19 protein-coding genes are annotated in these 25,903 nt (G+C 50.8%); 10 read left to right on the top strand and 9 right to left on the bottom strand.

What is annotated here, in order from left to right; genetic code table 11:
• Positions 1-68: 68 nt before the first annotated feature.
• Complete coding sequence (gene gyrA / locus FH974_RS05470; protein WP_047883344.1) at positions 69-2,729, bottom strand: DNA topoisomerase (ATP-hydrolyzing) subunit A; 2,661 nt, start codon at positions 2,727-2,729, stop codon at positions 69-71.
• Between the two features lie 500 nt (positions 2,730-3,229).
• Here gyrA and FH974_RS05465 point away from each other — a divergent pair, with 500 nt between their 5' ends.
• From FH974_RS05465 to FH974_RS05440, 6 genes are all read left to right on the top strand, one after another.
• A complete protein-coding gene (locus FH974_RS05465; RefSeq protein ID WP_169776005.1) occupies positions 3,230-3,376 on the top strand; it encodes a hypothetical protein in 147 nt (48 codons plus the stop codon).
• Positions 3,377-3,584: 208 nt separating this feature from the next.
• Entirely contained in the window at positions 3,585-4,292 is a 708-nt protein-coding gene (gene ubiG / locus FH974_RS05460) for a bifunctional 2-polyprenyl-6-hydroxyphenol methylase/3-demethylubiquinol 3-O-methyltransferase UbiG (RefSeq protein WP_047883343.1), read from the top strand.
• A gap of 280 nt (positions 4,293-4,572) precedes the next feature.
• On the top strand, positions 4,573-5,229 hold the full coding sequence (locus FH974_RS05455) for an HAD family hydrolase (RefSeq protein WP_047883342.1): 657 nt from the start codon (positions 4,573-4,575) through the stop codon (positions 5,227-5,229).
• A gap of 404 nt (positions 5,230-5,633) precedes the next feature.
• Complete coding sequence (nrdA, locus tag FH974_RS05450) at positions 5,634-7,898, top strand: class 1a ribonucleoside-diphosphate reductase subunit alpha (RefSeq protein WP_047883341.1); 2,265 nt, start codon at positions 5,634-5,636, stop codon at positions 7,896-7,898.
• 47 nt (positions 7,899-7,945) lie between these two features.
• Positions 7,946-9,079: a class Ia ribonucleoside-diphosphate reductase subunit beta gene (nrdB, locus tag FH974_RS05445; RefSeq protein ID WP_047883609.1), complete on the top strand. Its 1,134-nt coding sequence runs from the start codon at positions 7,946-7,948 to the stop codon at positions 9,077-9,079.
• On the top strand, positions 9,076-9,396 hold the full coding sequence (locus FH974_RS05440; RefSeq protein ID WP_047883340.1) for a 2Fe-2S iron-sulfur cluster-binding protein: 321 nt from the start codon (positions 9,076-9,078) through the stop codon (positions 9,394-9,396). Before nrdB ends, FH974_RS05440 begins: the two co-directional genes overlap by 4 nt.
• 178 nt (positions 9,397-9,574) lie before the next feature.
• On the opposite strand, the gene FH974_RS05435 is transcribed toward FH974_RS05440, so the two are convergent.
• The 4 genes from FH974_RS05435 to FH974_RS05420 form a co-directional block, all read right to left on the bottom strand.
• Entirely contained in the window at positions 9,575-10,213 is a 639-nt protein-coding gene (locus tag FH974_RS05435; protein WP_047883339.1) for a LysE family translocator, read from the bottom strand.
• Positions 10,214-10,423: 210 nt separating this feature from the next.
• On the bottom strand, positions 10,424-11,179 hold the full coding sequence (locus FH974_RS05430) for a GNAT family N-acetyltransferase (protein ID WP_207103545.1): 756 nt from the start codon (positions 11,177-11,179) through the stop codon (positions 10,424-10,426).
• 246 nt (positions 11,180-11,425) lie between these two features.
• A complete protein-coding gene (locus FH974_RS05425; protein ID WP_047883337.1) occupies positions 11,426-12,244 on the bottom strand; it encodes a PhzF family phenazine biosynthesis protein in 819 nt (272 codons plus the stop codon).
• Positions 12,245-12,546: 302 nt separating this feature from the next.
• Positions 12,547-13,794, bottom strand: a complete 1,248-nt coding sequence (locus FH974_RS05420) for a CinA family nicotinamide mononucleotide deamidase-related protein (RefSeq protein ID WP_047883336.1) — start codon at positions 13,792-13,794, stop codon at positions 12,547-12,549.
• A gap of 542 nt (positions 13,795-14,336) precedes the next feature.
• Here FH974_RS05420 and tyrP point away from each other — a divergent pair.
• Both tyrP and FH974_RS05410 read left to right on the top strand, forming a co-directional pair.
• A complete protein-coding gene (gene tyrP / locus FH974_RS05415; RefSeq protein ID WP_207103544.1) occupies positions 14,337-15,545 on the top strand; it encodes a tyrosine transporter TyrP in 1,209 nt (402 codons plus the stop codon).
• 312 nt (positions 15,546-15,857) lie between these two features.
• Positions 15,858-17,816, top strand: coding sequence for a putative bifunctional diguanylate cyclase/phosphodiesterase (locus tag FH974_RS05410; RefSeq protein WP_047883334.1), 1,959 nt, complete (start codon positions 15,858-15,860; stop codon positions 17,814-17,816).
• Between the two features lie 111 nt (positions 17,817-17,927).
• Here the strand turns inward: FH974_RS05410 and FH974_RS05405 are convergent, their stop codons facing one another.
• The 3 genes from FH974_RS05405 to cysB all read right to left on the bottom strand — a co-directional run bounded on the left by FH974_RS05405 (position 17,928) and on the right by cysB (position 21,002).
• A complete protein-coding gene (locus FH974_RS05405) occupies positions 17,928-18,656 on the bottom strand; it encodes a sulfite exporter TauE/SafE family protein (protein ID WP_047883333.1) in 729 nt (242 codons plus the stop codon).
• On the bottom strand, positions 18,657-19,844 hold the full coding sequence (locus tag FH974_RS05400) for a methyltransferase (protein ID WP_047883332.1): 1,188 nt from the start codon (positions 19,842-19,844) through the stop codon (positions 18,657-18,659).
• Positions 19,845-20,027: 183 nt separating this feature from the next.
• On the bottom strand, positions 20,028-21,002 hold the full coding sequence (cysB, locus tag FH974_RS05395) for an HTH-type transcriptional regulator CysB (protein WP_047883331.1): 975 nt from the start codon (positions 21,000-21,002) through the stop codon (positions 20,028-20,030).
• Between the two features lie 282 nt (positions 21,003-21,284).
• On the opposite strand from cysB, the gene FH974_RS05390 reads away from it, so the two are divergent.
• Positions 21,285-22,046, top strand: coding sequence for a hypothetical protein (locus FH974_RS05390; RefSeq protein ID WP_047883330.1), 762 nt, complete (start codon positions 21,285-21,287; stop codon positions 22,044-22,046).
• A 137-nt stretch (positions 22,047-22,183) separates the two neighbouring features.
• Positions 22,184-22,978, top strand: a complete 795-nt coding sequence (gene miaE / locus FH974_RS05385) for a tRNA isopentenyl-2-thiomethyl-A-37 hydroxylase MiaE (RefSeq protein WP_047883329.1) — start codon at positions 22,184-22,186, stop codon at positions 22,976-22,978.
• A gap of 133 nt (positions 22,979-23,111) precedes the next feature.
• On the opposite strand, the gene topA is transcribed toward miaE, so the two are convergent.
• Entirely contained in the window at positions 23,112-25,745 is a 2,634-nt protein-coding gene (gene topA / locus FH974_RS05380) for a type I DNA topoisomerase (RefSeq protein WP_047883328.1), read from the bottom strand.
• Positions 25,746-25,903 lie beyond the last annotated feature (158 nt).

Raw genomic sequence — 25,903 nt, 5'->3', positions numbered from 1 at the left:
CTTTTTTCAGCCATAAAAAAACGCAGCCCGAAGGCTGCGTTTAATACATGAAGATACACACTCAGGGATTATTCCTGATCGGTATCCTGCTCAGCAGAATCATCATTGCCAGCATCTTCGTCAGATACTGATGACTCAGTGCTATCAGCCTCGTTCTCAGCGTTAATCACGTCGCCTTCGAGAGCATCATTCAGCTCATCTTCTTCAGGCTCTTCGATACGCTGCAGACCAACAACCTGCTCGTCTTCTGAAGTACGAATCAGCGTCACACCCTGGGTGTTTCGGCCAACACGGCTCACTTCCGCCACACGGGTACGAACAAGCGTACCGCCATTGGTGATCATCATGAACTCGTCGCCGTCCAGTACCTGGATAGCACCGACAACGCTACCGTTACGCTCGGTCACTTTGATCGATACCACGCCCTGTGTAGCACGACTCTTCGCCGGGTACTCAAGCAGCTCAGTACGCTTACCAAAGCCGTTTTCGGTCACAGTCAAGACATCGCCGTCGTTATGAGGAACGATCAGTGACACCACTTTGTCGTTCTCTGCCAGCTTAATACCGCGTACACCTGCCGCAGTACGGCCCATGCCACGAACCTGCTCTTCAGAGAAACGTACCACTTTACCGGCTTTCGAGAACAGCATGATGTCATCGCCGCCAGCGGTGATATCAACACCGATCAGGGAGTCGCCATCACGCAGGTTCACTGCAATGATACCGGCGCTACGCGGACGGCTGAAATCAGTCAGCGGGGTCTTCTTCACGGTACCGTCAGCGGTAGCCATGAAGATAAACTTGTTCTCTTCGTATTCTTTCACCGGCAGGATGGCAGTAATACGCTCACCTTCTTCCAGCGGCAGAATGTTCACGATCGGCTTACCACGTGCAGTCCGGCTGGCCTGTGGCAACTGGTATACTTTCAGCCAGTACATACGGCCGCGGCTTGAGAAGCACAGAATGGTATCGTGCGTATTCGCCACCAGCAGACGTTCGATGAAGTCTTCATCCTTCATACGGGTGGCTGCTTTACCTTTACCGCCACGACGCTGTGCTTCATAGTCGCTCAGCACCTGGTATTTCACGTAACCTTCATGAGACAGAGTTACCACAACATCTTCCTGAGTGATCAGGTCTTCCAGATCGATATCATGGCTGGCCGCAGTGATTTCAGTACGACGAGGGTCGTTAAACTGCTCTTTCACCGCTTCCAGTTCTTCACGAATCACTTCCATCAGACGCTCAGAACTACCCAGGATATGCAGCAATTCTGCAATTTCACCCAGCAGAGTTTTGTACTCGTCGAGGATTTTCTCGTGCTCAAGGCCTGTCAGTTTGTGCAGACGCAGATCCAGAATAGCTTGCGCCTGTTGCTCAGTCAGGAAGTACTGACCGTCACGGATACCGTATTGCGGTTCCAGCCACTCAGGACGCGCCGCATCAGTACCGGCACGTTCCAGCATTGCCGCAACGTTGCCCAGGTCCCAACCGCGAGCGATCAGACCGGCACGGGCTTCCGCTGGTGTCGGTGCTTTACGGATCAGGTCGATGATTTCATCTATGTTAGCCAGCGCCAGTGCCAAACCTTCAAGGATGTGGGCACGTTCACGGGCTTTACGTAGTTCAAAAATTGTACGACGTGTCACCACTTCACGGCGGTGGTTCACGAAGCACTTCAGCATCTCTTTCAGGTTGAACGTTTTAGGCTGACCGTTATCCAGGGCCACCATGTTGATACCGAAAGTTGTTTGCAGCTGAGTTTGTGCGTACAGGTTATTCAGTACCACTTCGCCCACAGCATCGCGCTTACATTCGATAACGATGCGCATACCGTCTTTATCAGACTCGTCGCGCAGCGCGCTGATGCCTTCAACTTTCTTCTCTTTAACCAGTTCAGCGATCTTTTCAATCAGACGTGCTTTGTTCACCTGGTACGGGATCTCAGTAACAATGATGCTTTCGCGGCCATTTTTGTCACTTTCGATATCCGCTTTAGAGCGCATGTAAACTTTACCACGACCGGTCTTATAGGCATCAATGATACCTTTACGGCCACTGATCATCGCAGCAGTCGGGAAGTCCGGACCTGGAATATATTCCATCAGCTGGTCGATAGTGATGCTTTCATCATCGATATACGCCAGACAGCCGTCGATCACTTCACCCAGGTTATGAGGAGGAATGTTGGTTGCCATACCTACCGCGATACCTGACGAACCGTTCACCAGTAGGTTAGGAATCTTCGTTGGCAGTACCGCAGGGATTTGTTCTGTACCGTCGTAGTTAGGTACGTAGTCAACCGTTTCTTTTTCCAGATCAGCCAGCAGCTCGTGGGCAATCTTGGACATACGTACTTCGGTATAACGCATTGCAGCGGCGGAGTCGCCATCGATCGAACCGAAGTTACCTTGACCATCTACCAGCATGTAGCGAAGCGAGAAAGGTTGCGCCATACGTACAATCGTGTCGTATACCGCACTGTCACCATGGGGGTGATATTTACCGATTACGTCACCGACCACACGGGCAGATTTTTTATATGCTTTATTCCAGTCATTGCCCAATACATTCATCGCGAACAAAACGCGACGGTGTACCGGCTTAAGGCCATCACGCACATCAGGAAGAGCACGACCCACGATAACGGACATCGCGTAGTCGAGATACGAGCCTTTCAGCTCCTCTTCAATGTTTACGGGCGTGATCTCTTTTGCAAGATCGCTCATGGAGCCAATATCCCTCAGGTAATTTCTGTCGTATACGTATACCAAACGGCATAGCTATCACATATTTAGAGTTATCACACGTCAGGACGGGCCTTCGTGATGTGATACCTATAGCGTTTGGAACCATACGTGCAAGGTGCGAGAATATAGCATATTTCAGTCTAGATAGGCACACCTTTCACTATGATGTTGTGAGTAATTTAGCGGATTAGTAAAAAATCGAAAGTGCTTATTTATCAAATTGGCACAGAACAGTTCACTTTTCACCCAACCCCTGTTTTTTGCGACTTTTCCTGTTTTGTACCGAATCAGACTAAATTGCAACCAGTTGTAAATTAGCGATCGATGCGGCAGTTTCACACTTTTGTCACCAAGCTGTTCAGAGTCTGAACGTGAAACCTGATCCTTATCAACATTGCCCTTTTTTCACCCGCTACAATAATCCTGTATCGCGATATTTGTGTTTTTCTACAACCCGTTACATTTAAGCGGAGGTCTGTATGTTAAGCCAAGCTATCAATACCATCGGCATGTGCATTATGGGTGGGAAATACCTGCTTATTGTGATTTTAGCCGCCACTATGCTGTTATCCGGTAACGTTCAGGCAGAAATGCTGGCATTCAGCCACCTGGACCCGACGGAGTAATTACACTGCTCACCCGTGACAGGGCTAATGAACCCGGTCGTTTTACCATCGGCTCACTGGCTGTCGGCCTGTCACCTTACTAAACCAACCTTAAATCAAAAGATGGCGCGCCTGGATCACGCTCCGGGCGGTTTTTCACACTGCTGTATTACCTCTGGGACGGTTTTCGCTATAATGTGGTCATTAATAAGGAATATGGCAATATCAGATGACTAAGCAGTTAAACGTCGATCCGGCTGAAATCAGTAAATTCGAAGAGATGGCGTCCCGCTGGTGGGATCTCGAAGGTGAATTCAAGCCGCTACACCAAATTAACCCGTTACGCCTGAACTTCGTCATGGATCATGCCGGTGGTCTGTTTGGCAAAAAAGTGCTGGATGTCGGCTGCGGCGGCGGCATTCTGGCTGAAAGTATGGCCGTTGAAGGTGCTGAAGTAACCGGTCTGGACATGGGTAAAGAGCCTCTGACGGTCGCCCGACTGCACGCCCTTGAAACCGGCACTAAGCTGGAGTACGTCCAGCGGACGGCGGAAGAGCAAGCAGAAATGTTCCCTGAAACCTACGACGTCGTTACCTGCATGGAGATGCTGGAACACGTCCCACAGCCAGCTTCTGTCATTGCCGCTTGTGCCAAAATGGTTAAACCGGGCGGCCACGTGTTCTTCTCGACCCTGAACCGCAATCTGAAATCGTACCTGTTTGCGATTGTCGGTGCCGAGCAACTGCTGAAGCTAGTGCCTAAAGGCACTCATGATCACGAGAAGTTTATCCGTCCTTCAGAGCTGCTGGCGATGATCGACAACACACCGTTGCAGGAACGTCACATCACGGGTTTGCACTACAATCCGCTGACTGATAAGTACTGGCTGGGCAAAAACGTGGACGTGAACTACATCGTTCATACCGTGAAGCTTTAAAACGATCACGCTCATTTGGCAAAGAATCCGCAGGGACTTTCTCAAGATCGCTGCCAAAGACTTTGCCAAAAACAAGCCACACATTAACAGCTGCGGGCATCGCCTCTTCGGCACTGCTTCTTCGGTATTGCTTCTTCGGCATGACTCCGCAGCTGTTATGACATCGCAAAAAGATGTTGCAAGCAGAAAGATGTCACTCGCAGGAAACCTGCGTCCCCTTGCTTCGCCCTGATGCCAGCCACTACACTAATGTCAGTTTGTCATTACAAGGAAACGTACCATGGCATCAACGATCAAGGCTGTCCTGTTTGATTTGGACGGCACCCTTCTTGACACCGCACCAGACATGGCTGACGCCGCTAACCGGGTACTCGCCGACTATGATCATCCCCCGCTGTCTGATGAACAAATTCGTGCCAACACCAGCTACGGTGCCCGGGGATTGCTGACCGCCGGTTTCGGCACAATTCCGTCGCACCTCGATATACATCAGCTACGCCTGCAATTTCTTGACTACTACGAGCAAAATATCTGCGTTAATACGTCTCTGTATCATGGTATTAGCCCGATGCTGACAGCGCTTGATAACATGCAGCTGCCATGGGGGATCATGACCAATAAACCCGGTTTTCTTACTGAGTTGCTTTTGCCATTTTTCCCGGAACTGATGCGCGCACGCGTCATCGTATGCGGCGATACTCTGTCAGTCGCCAAGCCCCATCCGGCTCCCCTGCTGCATGCCTGTGAAATGATGGGAATTCAGCATCAGCATTGCGCCTATATTGGTGACATCGAAAAAGACATGATTGCCGCCAGAGCAGCCAGTATGCCGGGCTATGTGGCCGGATGGGGATATATTGGCGCTGACCATACGCCACAGGCATGGCAGGCAACGGGGATTTTATCCCACCCGGGAGATCTACTTTCCATTTTATAAACCCCGTTTTTACGGGCTAACTAGCCAAGAAATAACCAGAAAATTTTGTATCATCCGACCTGTACAATGAGGGTCAAAAATCAAGGATTTTTTTTTCGGCGCCCCCAAATTCGGGGCGAATTTTTTTTGCATTTTTCTATGATATTGTCAGACCTGCGCAAATCGGTTAGTTGGCACTAACTAAAAATTATAAGTCCCCATGTTATCCACAGCCGGTTAAAAAATACCACCTTGCATTACCCCATTATCATCACTATCTTGTAACTCAAATAGCTCAACACCCCAATATATAGTGTTTGTAACGATTGGCTGAAACCTAACAAAGATCACACTCTTTGTTCACGTTCGTGCTAATTTTTGCAAAACTCCCTGTTTTGGGCTGATATCCGGGAAAACGACCAAAAATGAATCAACAGCTCACTGTTACCAAGCGTGATGGACGCAAAGAAAACATCGATCTGGAAAAAATTCACCGTGTGATCACCTGGGCCGCTGAAGGTCTGGAAAACGTCTCGGTCTCTCAGGTCGAACTCAAGTCTCACATTCAGTTTTACGACGGCATCAAAACTGAAGACATCCACGAAACCATCATCAAGGCAGCAGCTGATCTGATCTCGGAAGAGACACCTGATTACCAGTACCTGGCTGCACGACTGGCTATCTTCCACCTGCGTAAGAAAGCCTACGGCCAGTTTGAGCCACCAGCACTGTACGACCATGTCACCGGTCTGGTTGAGAAAGGCAAGTACGACAAACACCTGCTGGAAGACTACAGCAAAGAAGAACTTGACCTGATGGATACCTACATCGATCACTGGCGCGATATGAACTTCTCATACGCAGCAGTGAAACAGCTGGAAGGTAAATATCTGGTTCAGAACCGTGTCAGCGGCGAAATTTACGAAAGCGCCCAGTTCCTGTACATGATGATCGCGGCGTGTCTGTTCAGCAAATACCCACGCGAAACACGTCTGGACTACATCAAACGTTTCTATGACGCGGTATCTCTGTTCAAAATTTCACTGCCAACGCCAATCATGTCTGGCGTGCGCACCCCTACTCGTCAGTTCAGCTCTTGTGTACTGATCGAGTGTGATGACAGCCTGGATTCTATCAACGCCACAGCCAGCGCCATCGTGCGTTACGTGTCTCAGCGTGCCGGTATCGGTATTAACGCAGGCCGTATTCGTGCTCTGGGTTCTGAAATTCGCGGCGGCGAAGCGTACCACACCGGTTGTATCCCATTTTACAAGTACTTCCAGACCGCGGTGAAATGCTGTTCTCAAGGCGGTGTACGCGGCGGCGCGGCCACCCTATTCTACCCAATCTGGCACGGCGAAGTGGAATCACTGCTGGTGCTGAAAAACAACCGTGGCGTGGAAGAAAACCGTGTTCGTCACATGGACTACGGCGTACAGATCAACAAACTGATGTACACCCGTCTGATCAAAGGCGACAACATCAGCCTGTTCTCGCCATCTGACGTTCCTGGACTGTACGATGCGTTCTTCGCGGATCAGGCAGAATTTGAACGTCTGTACGTGAAATACGAGCAAGACCCAAGCATCAAGCGCAAAACAATCAAAGCCATTGACCTGTTTTCACTGCTGATGCAAGAGCGCGCCTCAACCGGCCGTATCTATATTCAGAACGTTGACCACTGTAACACGCATAGCCCGTTCGACCCGTCTGTTGCACCGATTCGCCAGTCAAACCTGTGTCTGGAAATCGCACTGCCGACCAAACCACTGAACAACGTGGAAGACGAGAACGGTGAAATTGCCCTGTGTACGCTGTCTGCGTTCAACCTGGGTGCCATTGACTCTCTGGATGATCTGGAAGAGCTTGCGGACCTGACCGTTCGTGCACTGGATGCCCTGCTGGATTATCAGGACTACCCACTGCCGGCGGCGTTCCGTGCAACCATGAACCGTCGTACCCTGGGTGTGGGCGTTATTAACTTCGCTTACTACCTGGCTAAACACGGCGTTCGCTACTCAGACGGCAGCGCAAACAACCTGACACACGAAGCGTTTGAAGCCATTCAGTACTACCTGCTGAAAGCGTCTTTGGGTCTGGCTAAAGAACAAGGCGCGTGCCCGGCGTTTAACGAAACAACGTACGCTCAAGGCATTCTGCCGATTGATACTTATAAGAAAGATATCGACAACATCTGCTCTGCAGAACTGCGTTACGACTGGGAAGCACTTCGTGAGGAAATCAAAACTCACGGCCTGCGCAACTCGACACTGTCTGCCCTGATGCCTTCTGAGACATCATCGCAGATCTCAAACGCGACCAACGGCATTGAGCCTCCTCGCGGGTACGTGTCAGTGAAAGCGTCTAAAGACGGTATCCTGAAGCAGGTAGTGCCTGAGTACACCAAGTACAAAGACAACTACGAACTGCTGTGGAACATCGGAAGCAACGACGGTTACCTGCAGTTGGTGGGTATCATGCAGAAGTTCATCGATCAGGCGATCTCTGCCAACACCAACTACGACCCGAGCAAGCAAGCAGGCGGCAAAGTGCCAATGAAACTGTTGCTAAAAGACCTGCTAACAGCGTATAAACTCGGCGTGAAAACCTTGTACTACCACAACACTCGTGATGGTGCATCCGATGCCCAAGGTGACGTTGCAGACGACTGCACAAGCTGCAAAATTTAAAAGTTAGATGAATGGGAGCTTCGGCTCCCATTGATGTTGAGGATAAGATGGCATACAGCACTTTTTGTCAAACCAATAACGATCAAATGAAAGAGCCGATGTTTTTCGGCCAGTCAGTTAACGTTGCTCGTTATGACCAACAAAAATTTGAGATTTTTGAAAAGCTGATCGAAAAACAGCTTTCCTTCTTCTGGCGTCCGGAAGAAGTGGATGTATCCGGTGATCGCATCGATTTCAATAACCTGCCGGACCATGAGCGCCACATTTTTATCAGTAACCTGAAATATCAGACCCTACTGGACTCCATTCAGGGCCGCAGCCCGAACGTCGCACTACTGCCAATCGTGTCGCTTCCTGAGCTGGAAACCTGGATTGAGACTTGGTCTTTCTCTGAAACCATTCACTCGCGCTCTTACACCCATATCATCCGTAATATCGTGAACAACCCAAGTGTGGTCTTTGACGATATCGTGGATAACGAGCACATCATCAAACGTGCGGGTGACATTTCTAAATACTACGATGACCTGATCAGCGCCACCAACGACTACCACCGTCTTGGTGAAGGTACGCACACCATTAATGGTAAAACCGTCGTCGTCAACCTACGTGAGATCAAGAAGAAACTGTACCTGTGCCTGATGTCTGTCAACGCACTGGAAGCGATTCGCTTCTACGTCAGCTTCGCATGTTCTTTTGCCTTTGCCGAGCGTGAGCTGATGGAAGGGAACGCGAAAATCATCAAGCTGATCGCCCGTGACGAAGCCCTGCACCTGACAGGCACTCAGCACATTCTGAACCTGCTACGTACCGGTCAGGACGATCCTGAGATGGCTGAAATTGCCGCTGAGTGCCATGAGCAGTGTTTCCACATCTTCAAAGATGCGGCCATTCAGGAAAAAGAGTGGGCAGAATACCTGTTCAAAGACGGTTCGATGATTGGTCTGAATAAAGACATCCTGTGCCAGTACGTGGAATACATCACGAACCTGCGTATGGCGTCTGTGGGTCTGGAACATGCCTTCCCGGGCGCGACGCAGAACCCGATTCCTTGGATCAACTCCTGGTTGTCTTCTGACAACGTTCAGGTCGCCCCACAAGAAGCAGAAATCAGTTCCTACCTGGTTGGCCAGATCGACAACGATGTCAGCGCCGACGATTTGGGTGATTTCGAGCTATGAGTCAAATCACCATCAAGGTGAATGGCATGAAGGTTCACGGCAACAGCCGTGAGCCTTTGCTCATCCAGCTGGAGCGCGCCGGATTGCGTCCGGAATTCCAGTGCCGTGACGGTATGTGCGGTGCTTGTCGCTGCAAGCTGGCTGCCGGTGCGGTTGATCAGAAAGACAGCATGGCGTTTATTGCCCCCAATGAGATTCTGGCTTGTTGCGCGATTCCGAAATCCGGGGTCGAAGTTGAGTTCGCCTATGATATTGGCGAAACAGAGCAGGAAGACCTGACTAAAAACACGCTCTCTGGCACTGCCCACCGCTCCTGATCCCAACCCCTAATCAAGTTTGCTTCTCCGTTTAGGCTATTTCTCAGACAGGGCTATGTCTCAGATAAAACTTTGCCGCAAACAAGGCTAAATCACAGACCAGGTTGTATCGCAGACCAAGCGCTGCCAATGAAATCTGTGCTCTGCAAATCTGTGTTCAGCAACAACAACCGCCACATCAAGCACTTTGGCTCAGAGCCAGCTTGCACCCGAAATACACAAACAACCCACCTGCCAGTTTATTCAGCCAGACAGTAAATGCCGGATTGTGTCTCAGACGGGCCCCGAGTCTGGATGATGTCCAGACCAGAAACAGGCTCCAGAGCAGACTGTTAACATTGAAAATCACCCCAAGCAGAATAAATGACCAAGTCTTCTCCGTTGCATCAGGCGCGATGAACTGAGGCACAAAAGCCAGGAAGAACAGTGCCACTTTCGGATTCAGTGTGTTGGTAAGAAAACCCTGAAAATAGATGGCATTTAGCGGCATGCAAGCCGAGCCATAATTTAATGGCAGCTCCGGTGACGCATGGCGGGCACGCAACATGCCAAAGCCGATATACAGCAAGTACAGGCAACCGATGACTTTCACCACCGTAAAGGCAGTGGCCGAAGTAGCCAGCAAAGCCGATAGTCCCAACGCAGCAGCCAGCACATGCACCATAACCCCGGACGCAATTCCCAATGCCGCTACTGTCCCGGCGCGCCAACCTTGATGCGCACTGCGCCCGATAATATACAGCGAGTCCGGGCCCGGCGTGATGTTCAGCGCAAAGGCCGTAATAATAAACAATCCCAGTTCTGTAATGCCGTCCATGCTCTTCCTTTCGCTCTGATTAGTCTCGCGCTCGAATGAATCATTTTTGCACTTTGAGTATAAAAGTTTGCCCTGACCAAACCTGAATACAATCGTTGTTTTTCTCTAGCCTGGCGTTGTCTGGTGTGAATAGCCTCTCTCTGGCAAACGACATCCGATTCCGCAATCATCAATCGCCCGACCTAAGAGATACACGCTAAGAGATACACCCTAAGAGATACACAACGTATTTTGCATCCGTAAAACTACAACCGGACACCCCTGTACTGACACCACTTGTCTGCCCACGATATCAAACTGGCAGGACTGATACAGACGAATCGCCTTATGGTTAGAGGCTGTCACACAAAGGCTTATAGTGCCTGTACCTAATTCTGCTGAACAGACTTCAGTAACCTCATTGTCAGAAACCCGTTCTTGGGACACATCACACCCGCTTTCACCTGACTGCGTGATACCGGAGTGAGTAACCCCAAAGTTCGTGGGAACAGAATAATTCGCAACCGCCTCCGGCGTTACAGACAAGGTGGCCGAAGTAGCCGCATCAGAATAGCCTCGTGGCAGAGAAAGTACATACTTCAGTAACTGCCGGCCAATACCTTTCCCCTGCCAGCGGGGACAAACATACAGCCAGCCAATATGCACGCCTTGGGGTGAAACAGCTTTTTTATGAGGGGCTTTTTTGTGACGAGCATTATCAGAAGAAGCAATGTCATGCCGAGTTGCTGTCTGCAGAGGTTGGTTGCCTTGCGCTTCCAGGGTGATAAACCCCACGACCTGCTTGTCTCTCTCACAGACAAACACATCCGAGGCGAAGAACTGGCGTCTGGCAGGCAAATTGTCCTGCAGCGGCAAAATCACCAGTCCCTTTTCGGCAAACGCTTCACCGGCAAACTCAGCCGGCTTGCATTGCAGATAGATTTCCGTGACCGATTGCCAGTCGGTTTGGCGATAACGTCGAATCATAAAACGGGACTTAAATTCCTTTTCACGCCACATAAGAAGTGGGCAGCAGACTTACCGTTTATGCCATTCATACTGCCATTTATGTGATCGAAAACATGTCCTCACAGACATAGCTTCACGAACATAGCATCCGGCCATCATTTCCCGGGCGCAATGTGTTCGCTGCTTGCTTGCTTGCTTGCTTGCTTGCTTGCTTGCTTGCTTGCTTGCTTGCTTGCTTGCTTGCTTGCTTGCTTGCTTGCTTGCTTAGCATGATGGCAACATCAACTGCCCTTTCAATACGGTTACCGCTTGCCCTGACAGCTTGACCCTGTTGTCGTCGCAGAGCGTCATGTTTACCTGACCGCCTCGCGCGGAAGCCTGATAACCGCTCAGAGTTGTCAAATTCAGCATGTTCCCCCAGTAAGTTGCCAGCGCACAATGCGCCGAACCGGTCACCGGGTCTTCATTCACCCCCACCCAGGGAGCAAAATACCGGGAGATGATATCCGTCCCCTCCGCGGCACGTACCGAAATCAGCACACTGCGACCGGGCAACTGCTTCAAGGCAGAAAAGTCGGGTGACAAGGAACGCACAATGGCCTCATCGCTCACTTCTATAAAGTATTTGGTATCGAACAAACCCGACGCCACTACCTGCGATTCTGTCAGTCCCAATCCGCTCAGCAAGGCCTGAGGAAGTTGCGCGGAGGTATCCACCTCAGTGGCAGGAAAGTCCATCACAATGTCATTGTCACTGACCGTTACCCGCAAAACTCCGGACAAGGTGGAAAACGCGATCGTTTCCCCTTTTTCAATGCGTCCCAGCTCTTTGAGGACATGCGCCACAGACAAGGTCCCGTGCCCGCAAAGTGCAACCTCCACCTCTGGTGTAAACCATCGCAGGCGCATGTCATGCAGGAACAAAAAGGCGGTTTCCGAGACCGCCATTTCTCTGGCAATGGCCAGCATCAGCGTCTCATCCATGTGATGAGTGTACTCGGGCGGAATCAGACACACTGCCGCCGGGTTGCCTTTGAATGGTTCAGAGGTAAAAGCATCGACCTGAAAAACATCAAGATTCATGGGTATATCCATATTGTTTAGGGTGCAGCGTTTAAAACACTGCTGCGTCAAAGTATTGCGCTAAGGCAAAGTTCATCGCGCAATAAAACATCGCATAACAAAACAGAGAGCAATAAAACAGAGCGCGACAAAAACGGGGCTCCGCATAAGAGCCCCTTCGTACGGTCAGCATTTGTCATTTTTTCGCTACATTTACAATCTGGCGAGAATGTACTCCGCTTTGACACTGATGCCGGTTAACCTCTGCCGCTAAACGACTGCAAAAAAGCGACTGCAATAAAACTGCTGCGATTAAACTTCAGCTATTGTGCACTCTGCTGTAGTACTTTGCTGCCCAGGCGCTGAAGCGATTCTGAATGACCAAACACAGGTTGAGCGTTCAGCCAGCGCCGCAGCATATCCAGCATCAGGGTCGAGATAACATGGCGGAAAGACTGATGATTGTACCGACGTTTCGTGGTCACCTCTTGCGACCAGATACCATCAGGGGTCAGCAGGGCAACCGCAATCTTTCCATCGCGGATTTTGCCTGAGGCCAGCACCAGTTGGGCACCACTTTGCACCGCTGCCGCCTGCGCCATCGACTCCACATCCAGTAATGGTTCACCATCTGAAAGATCACAATCTGCATCTGCCGGCCCTGATGATTCGCCAAACACCCAGCTTTGCTTCAGGCGCATCTGTAACGTGGGTTGTTCCTGCAGCCAGTTCACCACAAAACCCCCGGTGCCTTGTTCGGCAAGAGCCAGCGAATAAGAGGTCGCAGCCAGCTTTTCTTCCAGTAGCGCCAGCAACGGCTGATCCATCGACACGACGTTCTCACCCAAACGTTCACTGATGGCTTGTTTTACCGTACCAGCCTGCGGGTGAAGACGTGGACAGAACACTTTGACTTCGATAAACGGCAAAGCTGACCGGTAACCCAGCTCGAATTCCTCCGGCAACGGCAGAGACTGCAGAGTCTGGCCAATACCCGACTCGGATAAACCGAATGTATACAAGCGGTGACAATCTTTGGCGAGGTTCTCCGGGAAACGGTTTTTCAACCTTGGTAAGATCTGCTCGTGAGCCATCTTTTTAAATTCGCTAGGCACACCCGGGGTGAAAAACAGCCAGGCCCGATTAAGCCGCATCGCGAACCCGCAGGCGGTTCCAATCGGGTTATCCAAAATTCCCGCCCCTTCCGGCAACATCGCTTGTTTCAGGTTTGTTTCCGGCATTTCACGGCCAAGTTCCGCATATTTAGCTTGCATAGCCGCTACCCAGGAGTCAGACAATTCCAGCCCGACATTCGCTGCAATCGCTGCGGCCTGATTAGTAAGATCGTCCGTTGTTGGCCCTAATCCGCCGTTAACAATCACAACGTCCGCCGTCAGGCTGCAATGCTCAATTTCTTTTACCAGCATGTCCAGTTGATCCCCCACCGTCGTACGGCGGGTCATCGCAAAACCCTGCTCAAAAAACAAACGCGACAACCAGGCTGCGTTTGTATCTGTAATATCTCCGTGCAGTACCTCTTCACCGGTACTGATCATCACTACCTGTAGCATTCTGTCCCCTACATGCTGATTTACGTTCTGCCTGAACGTTATGGTCTGCCTGAACCATGGCCGAAACGACAGCGGCCAGTCCATCGCTTTAATTTGCCATTGGGTGTGTTCTCATCTTAATTCGCTTTTCTATCTATCTCACTCTTTTTTCCTTATCTCATTCTGTTCCCTGAGTTTTTTTTCATTCGAACACGACGCTTCCATACCCTCATTCAACTTACCAATCATTTGAGTGTAAACCTAAAATTACACCAAGATAAAGTAAAGTTGACAGTCAGATATCATAAGGATAAGGTACGCACACAAAACCAAACCTTACCCTGAGTAAGAAAACCGCAATTTACAACTAAAAAGCAGCGTCGAAGTATGGAAAACCACCAGATGAACACTTGCTATCGATAGCCACAACGGCTTAGACAGGTGTAAACAAAAATAAACACTCTGAACGCGCCGTTGTGGCCTCCTTACATGCAGGAAGTCACCGCAGGTGTAAACACTTCCTCCCGAACCGCTAAATCCTTTTTCTGGGAGTGATCCATTTAATGTCCATGAATAAAACATTCGGCAGTATGCTGATTATTGCCGGTACAACCATTGGTGCCGGTATGCTTGCCCTTCCCCTGGCTTCAGCCGGACTGGGGTTCACCACTGCCACGCTGATCATGTTCAGTATCTGGCTGCTTATGACTTACACAGCACTGCTGATGCTGGAAGTTCACCAGCATGCCGATCCGTCAGCAACCCTGAATTCCCTCGCACATCAGCTGTTGGGCCGTAAGGGCCAGTTACTGGCCAGTTTCGCGGTGGTGTTCCTGATGTACTCACTGTGTGCGGCTTACATTGCCGGTGGCGGTGATCAACTGAATGAGAAACTGAACTACTGGGCCGGATTAAGTATTTCTCCGCAAAGCAGCGCCGTGTTGTTTACAGTAATTATTGCAACTATCGTCGGGGTCGGGACACATTCTGTCGATTTGGTGAACCGTGTCCTGTTTACGCTTAAAGTCGTTGCCTTGGTAGTGATGCTGGGCCTGCTGGTTCCCAACGTTGAGGGGGGGCATCTGGTGGACATGCCGGTAGAGAAAGGTCTGGTCATTTCTGCCCTGCCTGTAATTTTTACCTCGTTCGGCTTTCACGGCAGTATCCCGTCGATTGTGCGCTACATCGGTTTGGATATGAAATCACTGCGTAAGGTGATGATTTTTGGCTCGTCCCTGCCGCTGATCATCTACATTTTCTGGCAGGTAGCCAGCCAGGGGGTGATGAGCCAAAGTGAGCTGATGGCGAATAATTCTCTGGGTACTTTTATCGGTGCACTAAGCGAAATTCTGCATAACCCGATGGTCAGCCAGTCTGTTTCCGTGTTTGCCGATCTGGCGCTGGCCACATCTTTCCTGGGTGTGAGTCTGGGGCTGTTTGACTTCATCGCGGACAGCTTTGGCAAAGGTCAGAGCAAGAGTGCCCGTCTGCAAACCGCACTGATCACCTTTGTACCACCACTGTGCTTTGCCCTATTTTACCCACAGGGCTTCATTATGGCGCTGGGTTTTGCGGCGATTGCCCTGGTCATTCTGGCGGTGTTCCTACCAGTCGCCATGGTGACAGCACAACGCAAGCAACGGGGTCAGGAAGATGACGCCTACCGGGTGGCAGGCGGTAAACCGGCGCTGCTGCTGGCGGCAAGCGCCGGAGTGCTGATTATCTCCTCACAGCTGCTGCAGATGGCTGGTCTACTACCCGCTGTTGGCTAACCGGTTAAAATGAGACCTGTATAATTAACCAGGCAGCTGATTCTTGCAGCTGCCTTTATTTTATCTGGCGATTCAAAAATACAATTTGATACTTTTTAGTCATACCCAAGCTAGGGTTTATCGTTCAAAATAGTCACTTATTTATATAAAAACAGTGATCAGCTATCGATTTTTTTGCTGACTTTCAAGAAATAACACAGAATAATTCATTATTCGTGAATTAGCATCACGCTTTCGTAGTGAGCACATACTTAACATCCTGTTTTTAATATAGTATTTATCAACTATCACAATAATTTATATAGCTTGGTGATGAATCGTTCTTTTTCTCTTTTTGAATACCTTCAGTCGCCTGTATGGGTATTCGACATTCACCAAAAACGTATTCTTTGGGCAAATTCTGCCGCCTTGCCTTTATGGGAAGCGACCTGTCGAGAAGAGCTGGTATCGCGCGACCTTAGCCGGGATATGTCAGAGGCGGTGAATGCCGTGCTCGACAGCTACCTGAAATGTTTTGAAGAGGGTGAAACTGTCAAAACATGGTGGTATTTCTCCCCGAACAACATTCTCAAGAAAGCGCTTTGCTATTTTTCCGGCATTCCATTAGAAGATGGTCGCATCGGAATGCTGGTTGAAGTCATTGCCGAAGAATCCAGTTTGCGCCGCGAACTGGCGTTTTCCAGTACCTCCAATTTAGCCCTGCTGTTTGCCGAAGATGGCGAACTGGTCAGTGCTAACAACACATTTACCCACGCTTTTGGCGATCGATTACTCAGCCTGGAAGGATTTCTGGGTGACAGTCAGTTAGCTCTGGAATGGCTGGCCAAAGCCAAAACCGAAGGCAACTTGAAAACCAAAAAGTTGTGCTGGACCGGCAAAAATCATCACTGGTTCAGTATTGATGGCAAGTGGCTGACAGACAAACACCAGTTGCTGCTTAATCTGGTTAACATCAGCCAGGAGAAAGAGCAGCTGCAAAAAGCCAAATACAATGCCGAACATGATTTTCTGACCGGCCTGCTGAACCGCCGCGGTATCACTAACGCCATTACCGAAAACCAAAACAACCAGCACCCTTACAGTCTGCTGTTTCTGGATATTGACGGGTTTAAAATGGTCAATGACACCTATGGCCATGCCATTGGTGACAAACTGTTGCGGGCCATTGCCATCCGCCTGAAGGACGAGGTCAAAGATGATGGCCTGCTGGCGCGGTTTGGCGGTGATGAGTTCATCATTCAGGTCGAGCACCGTAATATCCGCCAGCCTTCGTTGTTTGCCCAGAAGCTGATCCGCGCCCTGAACCGGCCGTTTCACCTCAAAGAAGTGGGCGAGCTCTCAATCGGATGCAGCATTGGTACTTCGGACTTCCCGACAGATGCCAAAGATATTGAAACCCTGATCACTCAGGCTGACATGGCGATGCACCGCGCCAAGCTCCGGGGGCGCAACCGCAGCCATCATTTCTCGCCGGATATGGCCGATGCCCTGTACCGGAAAATGACCCTGCGCCATCACCTGACGCTGGCTCTGGAAGCGGAAGCTTTTGAGCTTTACTACCAGCCGATTGTTGATATGACGACCCAGCAACTGAAAGGGTTCGAGGCGCTGATCCGCTGGCACGATGAAGAACTGGGACAGGTTTCCCCGGCCGAATTTATTCCGCTGGCAGAAGAAACCGGCCAGATTGTACCGCTCGGTAAGTGGATTCTGAAGACCGCCTGTAAGCAGTTGTCAGTCTGGCGCGAGAAGTTCGGTAAAGGCTTTATTATGAGCGTGAACCTGTCACGGGCTCAGCTCCAATCCAGCCTGGCTCCCACGATAGAATCGCTGTTGCTGCGCTATAACATCCCGCCATCGCAACTTGCCCTTGAGCTGACGGAATCAACCATGCTGCAGGAATACGATGATGCCAAGCAGTGCCTGGATGATCTCGCGTCGCTGGGTCTGGAGCTGTATCTGGATGATTTTGGCACCGGCTATTCATCCCTGTCTCAGTTGCAGGATCTGCCAATCAGCACAGTTAAGCTGGATCAAAGCTTTGTGCAGGGCGAGCACAAAGGCAGCCAGGCGATTATTGAAGCTACCCGTGCAATTTGTGAGAAACTGGATCTGCGTGTTGTTGCAGAAGGGGTAGAAACCCAGGAGCAGCTGGACTACCTGAAGTCCTGCCGGTTTGATTACTGTCAGGGCTATTTCCTCGGTCGTCCAATGCCGGCTCATGAGCATGAAGAACGCAATTTCACGCTGCAGCATACGGCAGTGGTCTGACTTTCAGCCCAGCCAAAACCGACTAAAAAGGCCAGTGCATTGCACTGGCCTTTTGTATTTGGCTCGGTAACACCAACGCATGCTGCAGCATTGATGCTTCCCCGTCATTATTTACGCCATTTGTGGTGACAGTCCCTGCCAGATAGCAATCACTCCCGAAAATGAGCACAAACCAAGCAGGGCAAACCGCAACCACTCAGCTTTGATTAAATGCTGAATCCGATACGCAAACCAGGTCGCCAGAATCGGCGCAGGTAAAATCATCAGCGCATACTTCAGGTGCCACCAGCTAAAATGTCCCGTCGCCGACAACGTGATCAGTGACAGAATACAACTGAACACAAAATACCCGGCCAGATTGGCTCGCAGACTACCGGCTTCGGCATGTTGCAGTACCAGCGCCATCGGCGGACCACCGATTGATGTGGTGGTACCCATCAGACCGGAAGCAAAACCAGCCCAGAATAAGGATGTCGAGGTCGGCCTAATTCTCACTTTCAGTACACTGATCAATACGGCAATCAGTACCCCTGCGCCCAACACCAGAGCCAATGCTTCAGCGGAGATATACAGCAACAACGCCCCGGCGACCAGCGTACCAGGCACCCGCCCGACAAATGCCGCCCCCAGCCCTTTCAGAGAAATCATGGCCCGGTACTGCCACATGTTTATCAGGGCCAGAACCAGCCCCACAAAGGTCACCGTACCAGGCACAAATCGAGGTTCAAAAAAGTACACAATGGGGGCTGCGACAATAGCCATACCAAAACCCACCGTGCTTTGGACAAAACAGCCCGCCGCTAAAGCCAAGGCGCAGTAAATCAGTGTACTTGTGTCCATTTAAGGTGTTCTCTCCGCATGAATAAGAATATTACGTGGAGTGATCGGCTTGTCGCAGAAAGTACCGACGCTTACCCGATAACCCGCTTCTTCCATAAAGCACGCCCGATCGTATACCAGCCACAACTCGAGCGGACGACGAAACACTTGCTGCACCAACTCCAGGCGTTCCACCCAGTGATAGCGCTGCTCTCCCTCATTCTGCCAGACCGCAAAATCAATGTTGCCCGGCAATGGCAATTGCTTTTGCCCGGCAGCCCAGCGGCAGAAGGCTTCAAAGCCTTCATTCAGTAATGCTTTCTGCACGTTCGGCACTGGCAGATAGCTGTCCTGACCGAGGATATTCCTTTGCAGGCTGTCAAACCCGAGGCGGTAACTCACCTCAAGAAAACGCAGGTTTCTCACCCGGTTGCCTGCGGTGACCGTTTCCTGCAAGGGCAGTTTTAAATCCTGCTTTGACAGCGATAACTGGCTGTTGCGCGCCACGGCCGACATCGGCTCATAGGCATGACCACGAATCAGGTGATAACAACAGGGAGACACACTGACGGCCTGCCCCTTTTTCCGGGCCACCCGTGACAGCAATGACACATGGAGATCGCCGCAGGCATGCAAAGCCACCGCATGCTGCTCCGGCACAATGTACTGCTCACTGTCCGCGGAAAACGCATCGCCCTGTACAAACGTCATCGGCAACTTCAGCTTATGTGCCGCAGCCTGACCAGCCTCGCATAATCCAGCTTGCCATTCTAAACTCGTCACCGGCATAAAATGGCTCGCTGCCAGCACCCGCCCCAGAAAGCCTTTTCCGGCGCACCATTCCAACCAGGGCAGCCCTAACGCCGGCATTGCGCCATTAAAAGCTTCCAGCTGCTGCCATTTCCTTCCTGGTACACCGGCGTCCATTCCCCGGGGTAACGGACGGGAGACCTGCGGCAGGGATTTCAGCTCACTTAACGCCAACAGCGCTTTCGCTTCAGGGATCCACGGTAACAGTGCCCGGGCAAGTTGCTCAGGATCGTCCCTGTACAGCTGAAGATCGTCGTCCTTCAACTGAGCGAGCCACTGGTACATCTCCGGATATGAGTGCTGCCACTGCCCCGGCGGTGTGGCGAATGGCAGAAACTGCCAGTAATCGCGGGTCGCAGTCAGAAGGCTATCAAGCTGTTGGAATAACGGGATGTACATCAGTATCTCTTGCCAGGGTCAGGTAAAACCTCGCAATTATATACTAATCCTGGGAGGTTGAGCAGAAAGAGAGCCTGTCTCAACAAGAAAGAAAAACAAGATATAAAGGAGTTAGAAGCCCTGAGGAAAAACGAACTGAGAGGGGATCGCAGGGCAGCCTCTGCCACCCTGCAAATCATGCGATTAGCGGACCGGAAGCTCCATATTGGCAAACAGCGCTTCAATTTCGGCGTTGGTTTTCAGTGCAACCGCCTGATCGACCACATTACGGGTCAGATGCGGGGCAAAGCGCTCCATGAAGTCATACATGTAAGATCGCAGGAAGGTCCCTTTCTTAAAGCCGATCTTCGTCGTGCTGGCTTCAAAAATATGGCTCGCGTCAATCGCCACCAGGTCGCTGTCCGTCGCCGGATCCATCGCCATGCTGGCAATCACCCCAACCCCGATGCCTAGCCGAACGTAGGTTTTAATCACATCGGCATCTGTCGCGGTAAACACAATTCTTGGTGTCAGGCCGGCACGATTAAAGGCACTGTCCAGTTCTGAGCGACCGGTAAACCCAAACACATAAGTAACCAGCGAATACGCCGCCAGGTCGTGAATGGTAATCTCTTTCTTCTGTGCCAGCGGGTGATCCGCACGCACCACAATCGAGCGGTTCCAGTGGTAGCACGGCAGCATGATCATGTCCTGATACAGGTGCAGCGCTTCGGTGGCAATTGCAAAGTCAGTAGTCCCTTTCGAGACCGCATCCGCCAGCTGGCTCGGCGTCCCCTGATGCATGTGCAGGGTGACTTTCGGGTAACGCGCAGTAAAGCCCTGAATAACCGCAGGCAGCGCGTATCGCGCCTGTGTATGCGTCGTGGCTATGTTCAGGGTGCCCATTTCTGGGTGGGTATGCTCACCGGCAACGGCTTTGATGCTTTCAACTCTGGACAGAATATCGCGGGAAATTTTGACGATTTCTTCCCCCGCCGGCGTCACTTTGGTCAGGTGTTTGCCGCTGCGCTCAAAAATCTGGATACCCAGCTCGTCTTCAAGCAAGCGAACCTGTTTACTGATTCCCGGCTGAGAGGTGTACAGGCTCTCAGCGGTTGAGGAGACATTAAGGTTATGATTAACCACCTCAACAATGTATCTTAACTGCTGTAATTTCATGGTACCGCCTATTCATAGTCCATTATATTAATGCACCCATCTATGACTTAATGTTATATAACTTATTAGCTTCTTTTCCTAGTGTTAGATGATTTTTCACCAGCGAATAGTCAAGTTTTCTGCAGATGTGAAACCCATTCCAGCCTGCCAGACAACATTTGTCCGCCTCCATCCCCGTTAAGCCCGGTTTTACTTAGCAAAAATAGCCACAACGCTATGACCCCTTTACGAGATAGTGTATCTTATGAGGCTTAGTGTCAGCATGGACGGTCTATCTAATTTATGAGCATGCCACTGATTATAGGCTTAGTGGGCTTATTACTGGTGTTAATCATTGGATACAACATCATTATCCAGTATCGCCAGAAACTGCAAAGCAGCAAACAGCAGGAACTTGCCAAATACATCGCAATTATTGATGCAACCGAAGATTTGATCGGCAATGCCCATCACTTGCCTTACAGCAAAGAGCTATTGGTATGCCTGAATAAACGGATTCTGTATTCCCTGCAGAGTATGCTGGATACCGATCCATCCGATAAATCACTGCCGCAACGCATTGATAATGTGGCCGAGCAAATCCGCCAGTTACAGGACAACTATTCGGCGTCAGATGTGGCCACGTTTAAAGTCCCGAGTACAGACAAACAGGCGATTGGCATGTTACAGCTGGTTAAACGACTGAAAACGGTCATTAAGAGTGAGCACAGCAAGGGGCGCATGCCGACCCAGTCATTTGTGGCGGAAAATGCACGGCTTGAAGGGATCCAGCTGCGTATTAACATCGAAAATGTGATTAAGCGTGCTAACGATGCCACGGCCAAACGCCAGTTGGGTACCGCCAAACAGTTGCTGAAGAAAGGTCTGGACGTACTGGCAACGAAAAACGACAACTATGCGAATCAGGCTCGTGAAAAGCTCCAGCAAATGCTGGCGGATATCGACAGCAACCAGAACCGCAATCAGGAGCAACAACGCCAACAACGGATCGAAAAAGATCAGGATGAGCTGGATGTTCTGTTTCAGCCGAAACGTAAATGGTAAGGTCATCGACCCTCAGCAAGACTCGCCAGAGGCCACCGCAAGGTGGCCTTTTTCATGGAGTGGCTAAGCTGCGCCAACACCACTTTTTTTGCTATACTGCGCCGAATTAATTTCACCAATTTCAGACAAGCAAGCCCATGAATACCACCGAGCGGATGATTGACGAGCTACTGACGCCAATTAAACAGTTCCTGCATTGTGAAACGCCTCAAGCCTGGATTGACGAAGCCCGTAAACCAGAGAACCAGACCGCATTGCTGGTCGATCACTGTAATTGCGAGTTGAAAGCCAGTCAGACAGCCATGTTCCTGATCCGCAAGTACGCGGTGGATGCTGAAAGCGGCAAGGCGCTGTTGGAATGGGCCAAGCCGTACGAAGAATTTGTGTATGGTATCCATCGCGACACCGCCGCCTTCCACGGCAAGAAAAATGGCCTGAGCGCAGAATTGAAGCCAAAAGCGGACTTTCCTTTCGGTGCAGAGCTTATCGACAAGATGGTCCGTCTGATCAAAGAAGAATTTCACCACTTTGAACAAGTGCTGGATATCATGGCTGCTCGCGGCATCCCCTACTCCAACCTGCGTGCCGGTCGTTATGCCCGTGGCCTGATGAAAGCGGTACGCACCCATGAGCCTGCCACTCTGGTGGATAAGCTGATTGTCGGTGCCTACATTGAAGCCCGCTCCTGCGAGCGCTTTGCCAAACTGGCACCGTACCTCGATGACGAACTCAAGAAGTTCTACATTTCATTGCTGCGCTCTGAGGCACGCCATTATCAGGACTACCTGACACTGGCCGAGCAGATCGCCGGTTGCGATATCACAGATCGCATCCGGGCAATTGGCGCAAAAGAAGCAGAGCTGATTATCGGCGGCGACCCCGACTTTCGTTTCCACAGCGGTGTACCGGTAACCAGTGACATTACCGCCTGAGCCGTTTCACAAAAGTGTGCACAGCCCTATTCACTTTAGATTTTTGACACAGGATTCATTGACACCGTTTTAATTGGCACTGCTTCAGAGACAAAAAAACCGCCTTTATCGGCGGTTTTTTTCGTTTTCAGACTCAACTTTCCTTGGTCTTTTTACGCTTGTCGGTCACTTCCCATTTTCCGTCAATGTACAGTGCCGTCCAGCCCGTCGGCTTGCCGTCATCCTCAGAGCGAACATAGTTCTCTTTGGTTTTACGGCTGAAACGCACCACTGTCGGACGACCATCCGGATCATGCGTAGGCGCTTCTGTCAGGTAATGGAACTTCGATGACAGACGATCCTGGAAGCGCACCAGCTCTTCCACCAACGGCGCACGGGTTTCACGCGATTTCGGGAACGTGCTGGCTGCCAGGAACAAACCGGATGCCCCGTCACGCAGTACAAAGTACGCGTCAGGATCCTGCGAGCATGGCAGCTCTGGCAGGTGAACCGGATCTTCCTTCGGTGGTGCCACTTCGCCGTTCTTCAGAATCTTACGGGTGTTCTTACATGACTCATTGGTACAACCCATGTATTTACCGAAGCGACCGTTTTTCAACTCCATGTCCGAGCCACACTTGTCACACTCAATCACCGGGCCTTCGTAACCCTTGAGTTTGAACTCGCCTTTCTCAACCAGGTAACCATCACAGCTTGGGTTATTACCACAAACATGCAGTTTACGGCCCTGATCAATCAGGTAGGCATCCATCGCGGTGCTACATTTCGGACAACGTTTCTTCGCACGCAGCGCGGCAGTTTCAACGTCTTCTTCCAGAACGTTCACGATCCCTTCTTCGTCACCCAGGTTGATCGTTGTTTTACAACGCTCCTTCGGTGGCAAAGCATAACCGGAACAGCCCAGGAACACCCCGGTTGAAGCGGTACGGATACCCATTGGGCGGCCACAGGTCGGACACTCAATATCAGTCAGAACAATCTTGTTCGGCTTCATGCCGCCTTCATCTTCTTCCTGCTCGGCTTTTTCCAGTTCAGCAGAGAAATCATTGAAGAAGTTGTCCAGCACCTTCTTCCAGTTCGCTTCACCTTCAGCGATCTTATCCAGGTTGCCTTCCATGCGAGCCGTGAAGTCGTAATCCATCAGATCCGCGAAGCTTTCGCTCAGACGATCCGAAACGATCTCACCCATTTTTTCAGCATAGAATCGACGTTGGTCAACACGCACATAGCCACGATCCTGAATGGTCGAGATAATAGACGCGTACGTCGACGGACGACCAATACCGCGCTTCTCAAGCTCTTTAACCAGTGCCGCTTCAGTAAAGCGAGCCGGCGGCTTCGTGAAGTGTTGTTTCGGTTCCAGCGACTCTAGCTTCAGGGTATCTCCGACACTAACCATCGGCAGCGTAGTGTCTTCATTTTTACCCATCGGGCGCTGAACATGCGTCCAGCCCGCAAAGCGCAGGGTGCGGCCCTTGGCTTTCAGAGTAAAGTCACCTGCTTCCACCGTAATGGTGCTGGAATCGTATTTAGCCGGAACCATCTGACAGGCGACAAACTGGCGCCAGATCAGATCGTACAGCTTCACCGCATCCGCATCCATCCCTTCCAGATTCTCGGCTTTAACAGCCACATCGGACGGACGGATCGCTTCGTGCGCTTCCTGTGCATTTTGCTTACTGCCGTACACATTCGGTTTACCCGGCAGGTACTGCTCACCGTATTCACTGGTGATGTATTCGCGTACCGTCTCAACCGCTTCTTTCGACAGGTTCGTCGAGTCCGTACGCATATAAGTAATGTAGCCCGCCTCATACAGACGCTGAGCCAGACCCATGGTGCGCTTCACCCCGTAGCCCAGGCGCGTACTGGCCGCCTGCTGTAGCGTCGAAGTGATGTATGGCGCAGAGGGTTTGCTGGTTGTCGGGCGATCTTCACGATCTACCACGGTATACGCCGCTTTTTCCAGCAGCGATTTCGCCGCCATGGTGTCAGCTTCGTTTTCCGGACGGAAGTTTTTACCCGCTTGCTGAGCGACCATCAAACGCAGCGCATCCTGACCGGCAGTCAGCGTGTTCGCGTGAATATCCCAGAACTCTTCAGGAACGAACGCCTTGATTTCACGTTCGCGTTCAACAATCAGCTTAACCGCTACCGACTGAACCCGTCCGGCAGACAAACCACGGGCCACTTTTTTCCACAGCAGAGGCGAGACCATGAAACCCACGACGCGATCGAGGAAACGACGTGCCTGCTGAGCATTCACCCCATCCATGTTCAGTTCACCAGGCTGTTCAAACGCCTGCTGAATCGCATTTTTGGTGATCTCGTTGAAAACCACTCGTTTATAACGTTCATCATCGCCGCCGATGATCTCACGAAGGTGCCACGCAATAGCTTCTCCTTCGCGGTCCAAATCGGTCGCGAGATAAACGCAGTCAGCATCAGCCGCCAGCTTTTGCAGTTCAGTAACGACTTTTTCCTTGCCCGGCAGGATTTCGTACTGCGCATCCCAATCGTGGTATGGGTCAACACCCATTTTGTTGATCAGTGCTTTCTGTTCTTTTTCTTTTTTAATACGGGCTTTGTCTTCCGCACTCAGCCCTTTGGTTGTAGTGGCTGCTGCTTTTTTGCCCGTACTCCGCGCACCGGTCGGCAAATCACGTACGTGACCTACGCTTGACTTAACAATGAAGTCCTTGCCCAAGTACTTATTGATCGTCTTCGCCTTGGCTGGGGACTCCACAATAACGAGAGATTTACCCATAATAATTCTATTACGTCCTCGTGCTTACAAAATTCAAAATAAAACAAATAGTTGCACGCTTAAAAACCTGAATAGCACGGCAACGTTGATACGCCAAACTGATTAAGTAACTATTCACATAGTGAGACCCGAACTGGGTGGAGGACACTGTATAGATA

Source organism: Photobacterium ganghwense, assembly GCF_017329545.1.
In the GTDB taxonomy this organism is placed as follows: Bacteria; Pseudomonadota; Gammaproteobacteria; order Enterobacterales; family Vibrionaceae; genus Photobacterium; species Photobacterium ganghwense.
The sequence above is the reverse complement of the archived record's forward strand: the minus strand, read 5'-3'. Positions and strand labels throughout refer to the sequence as shown.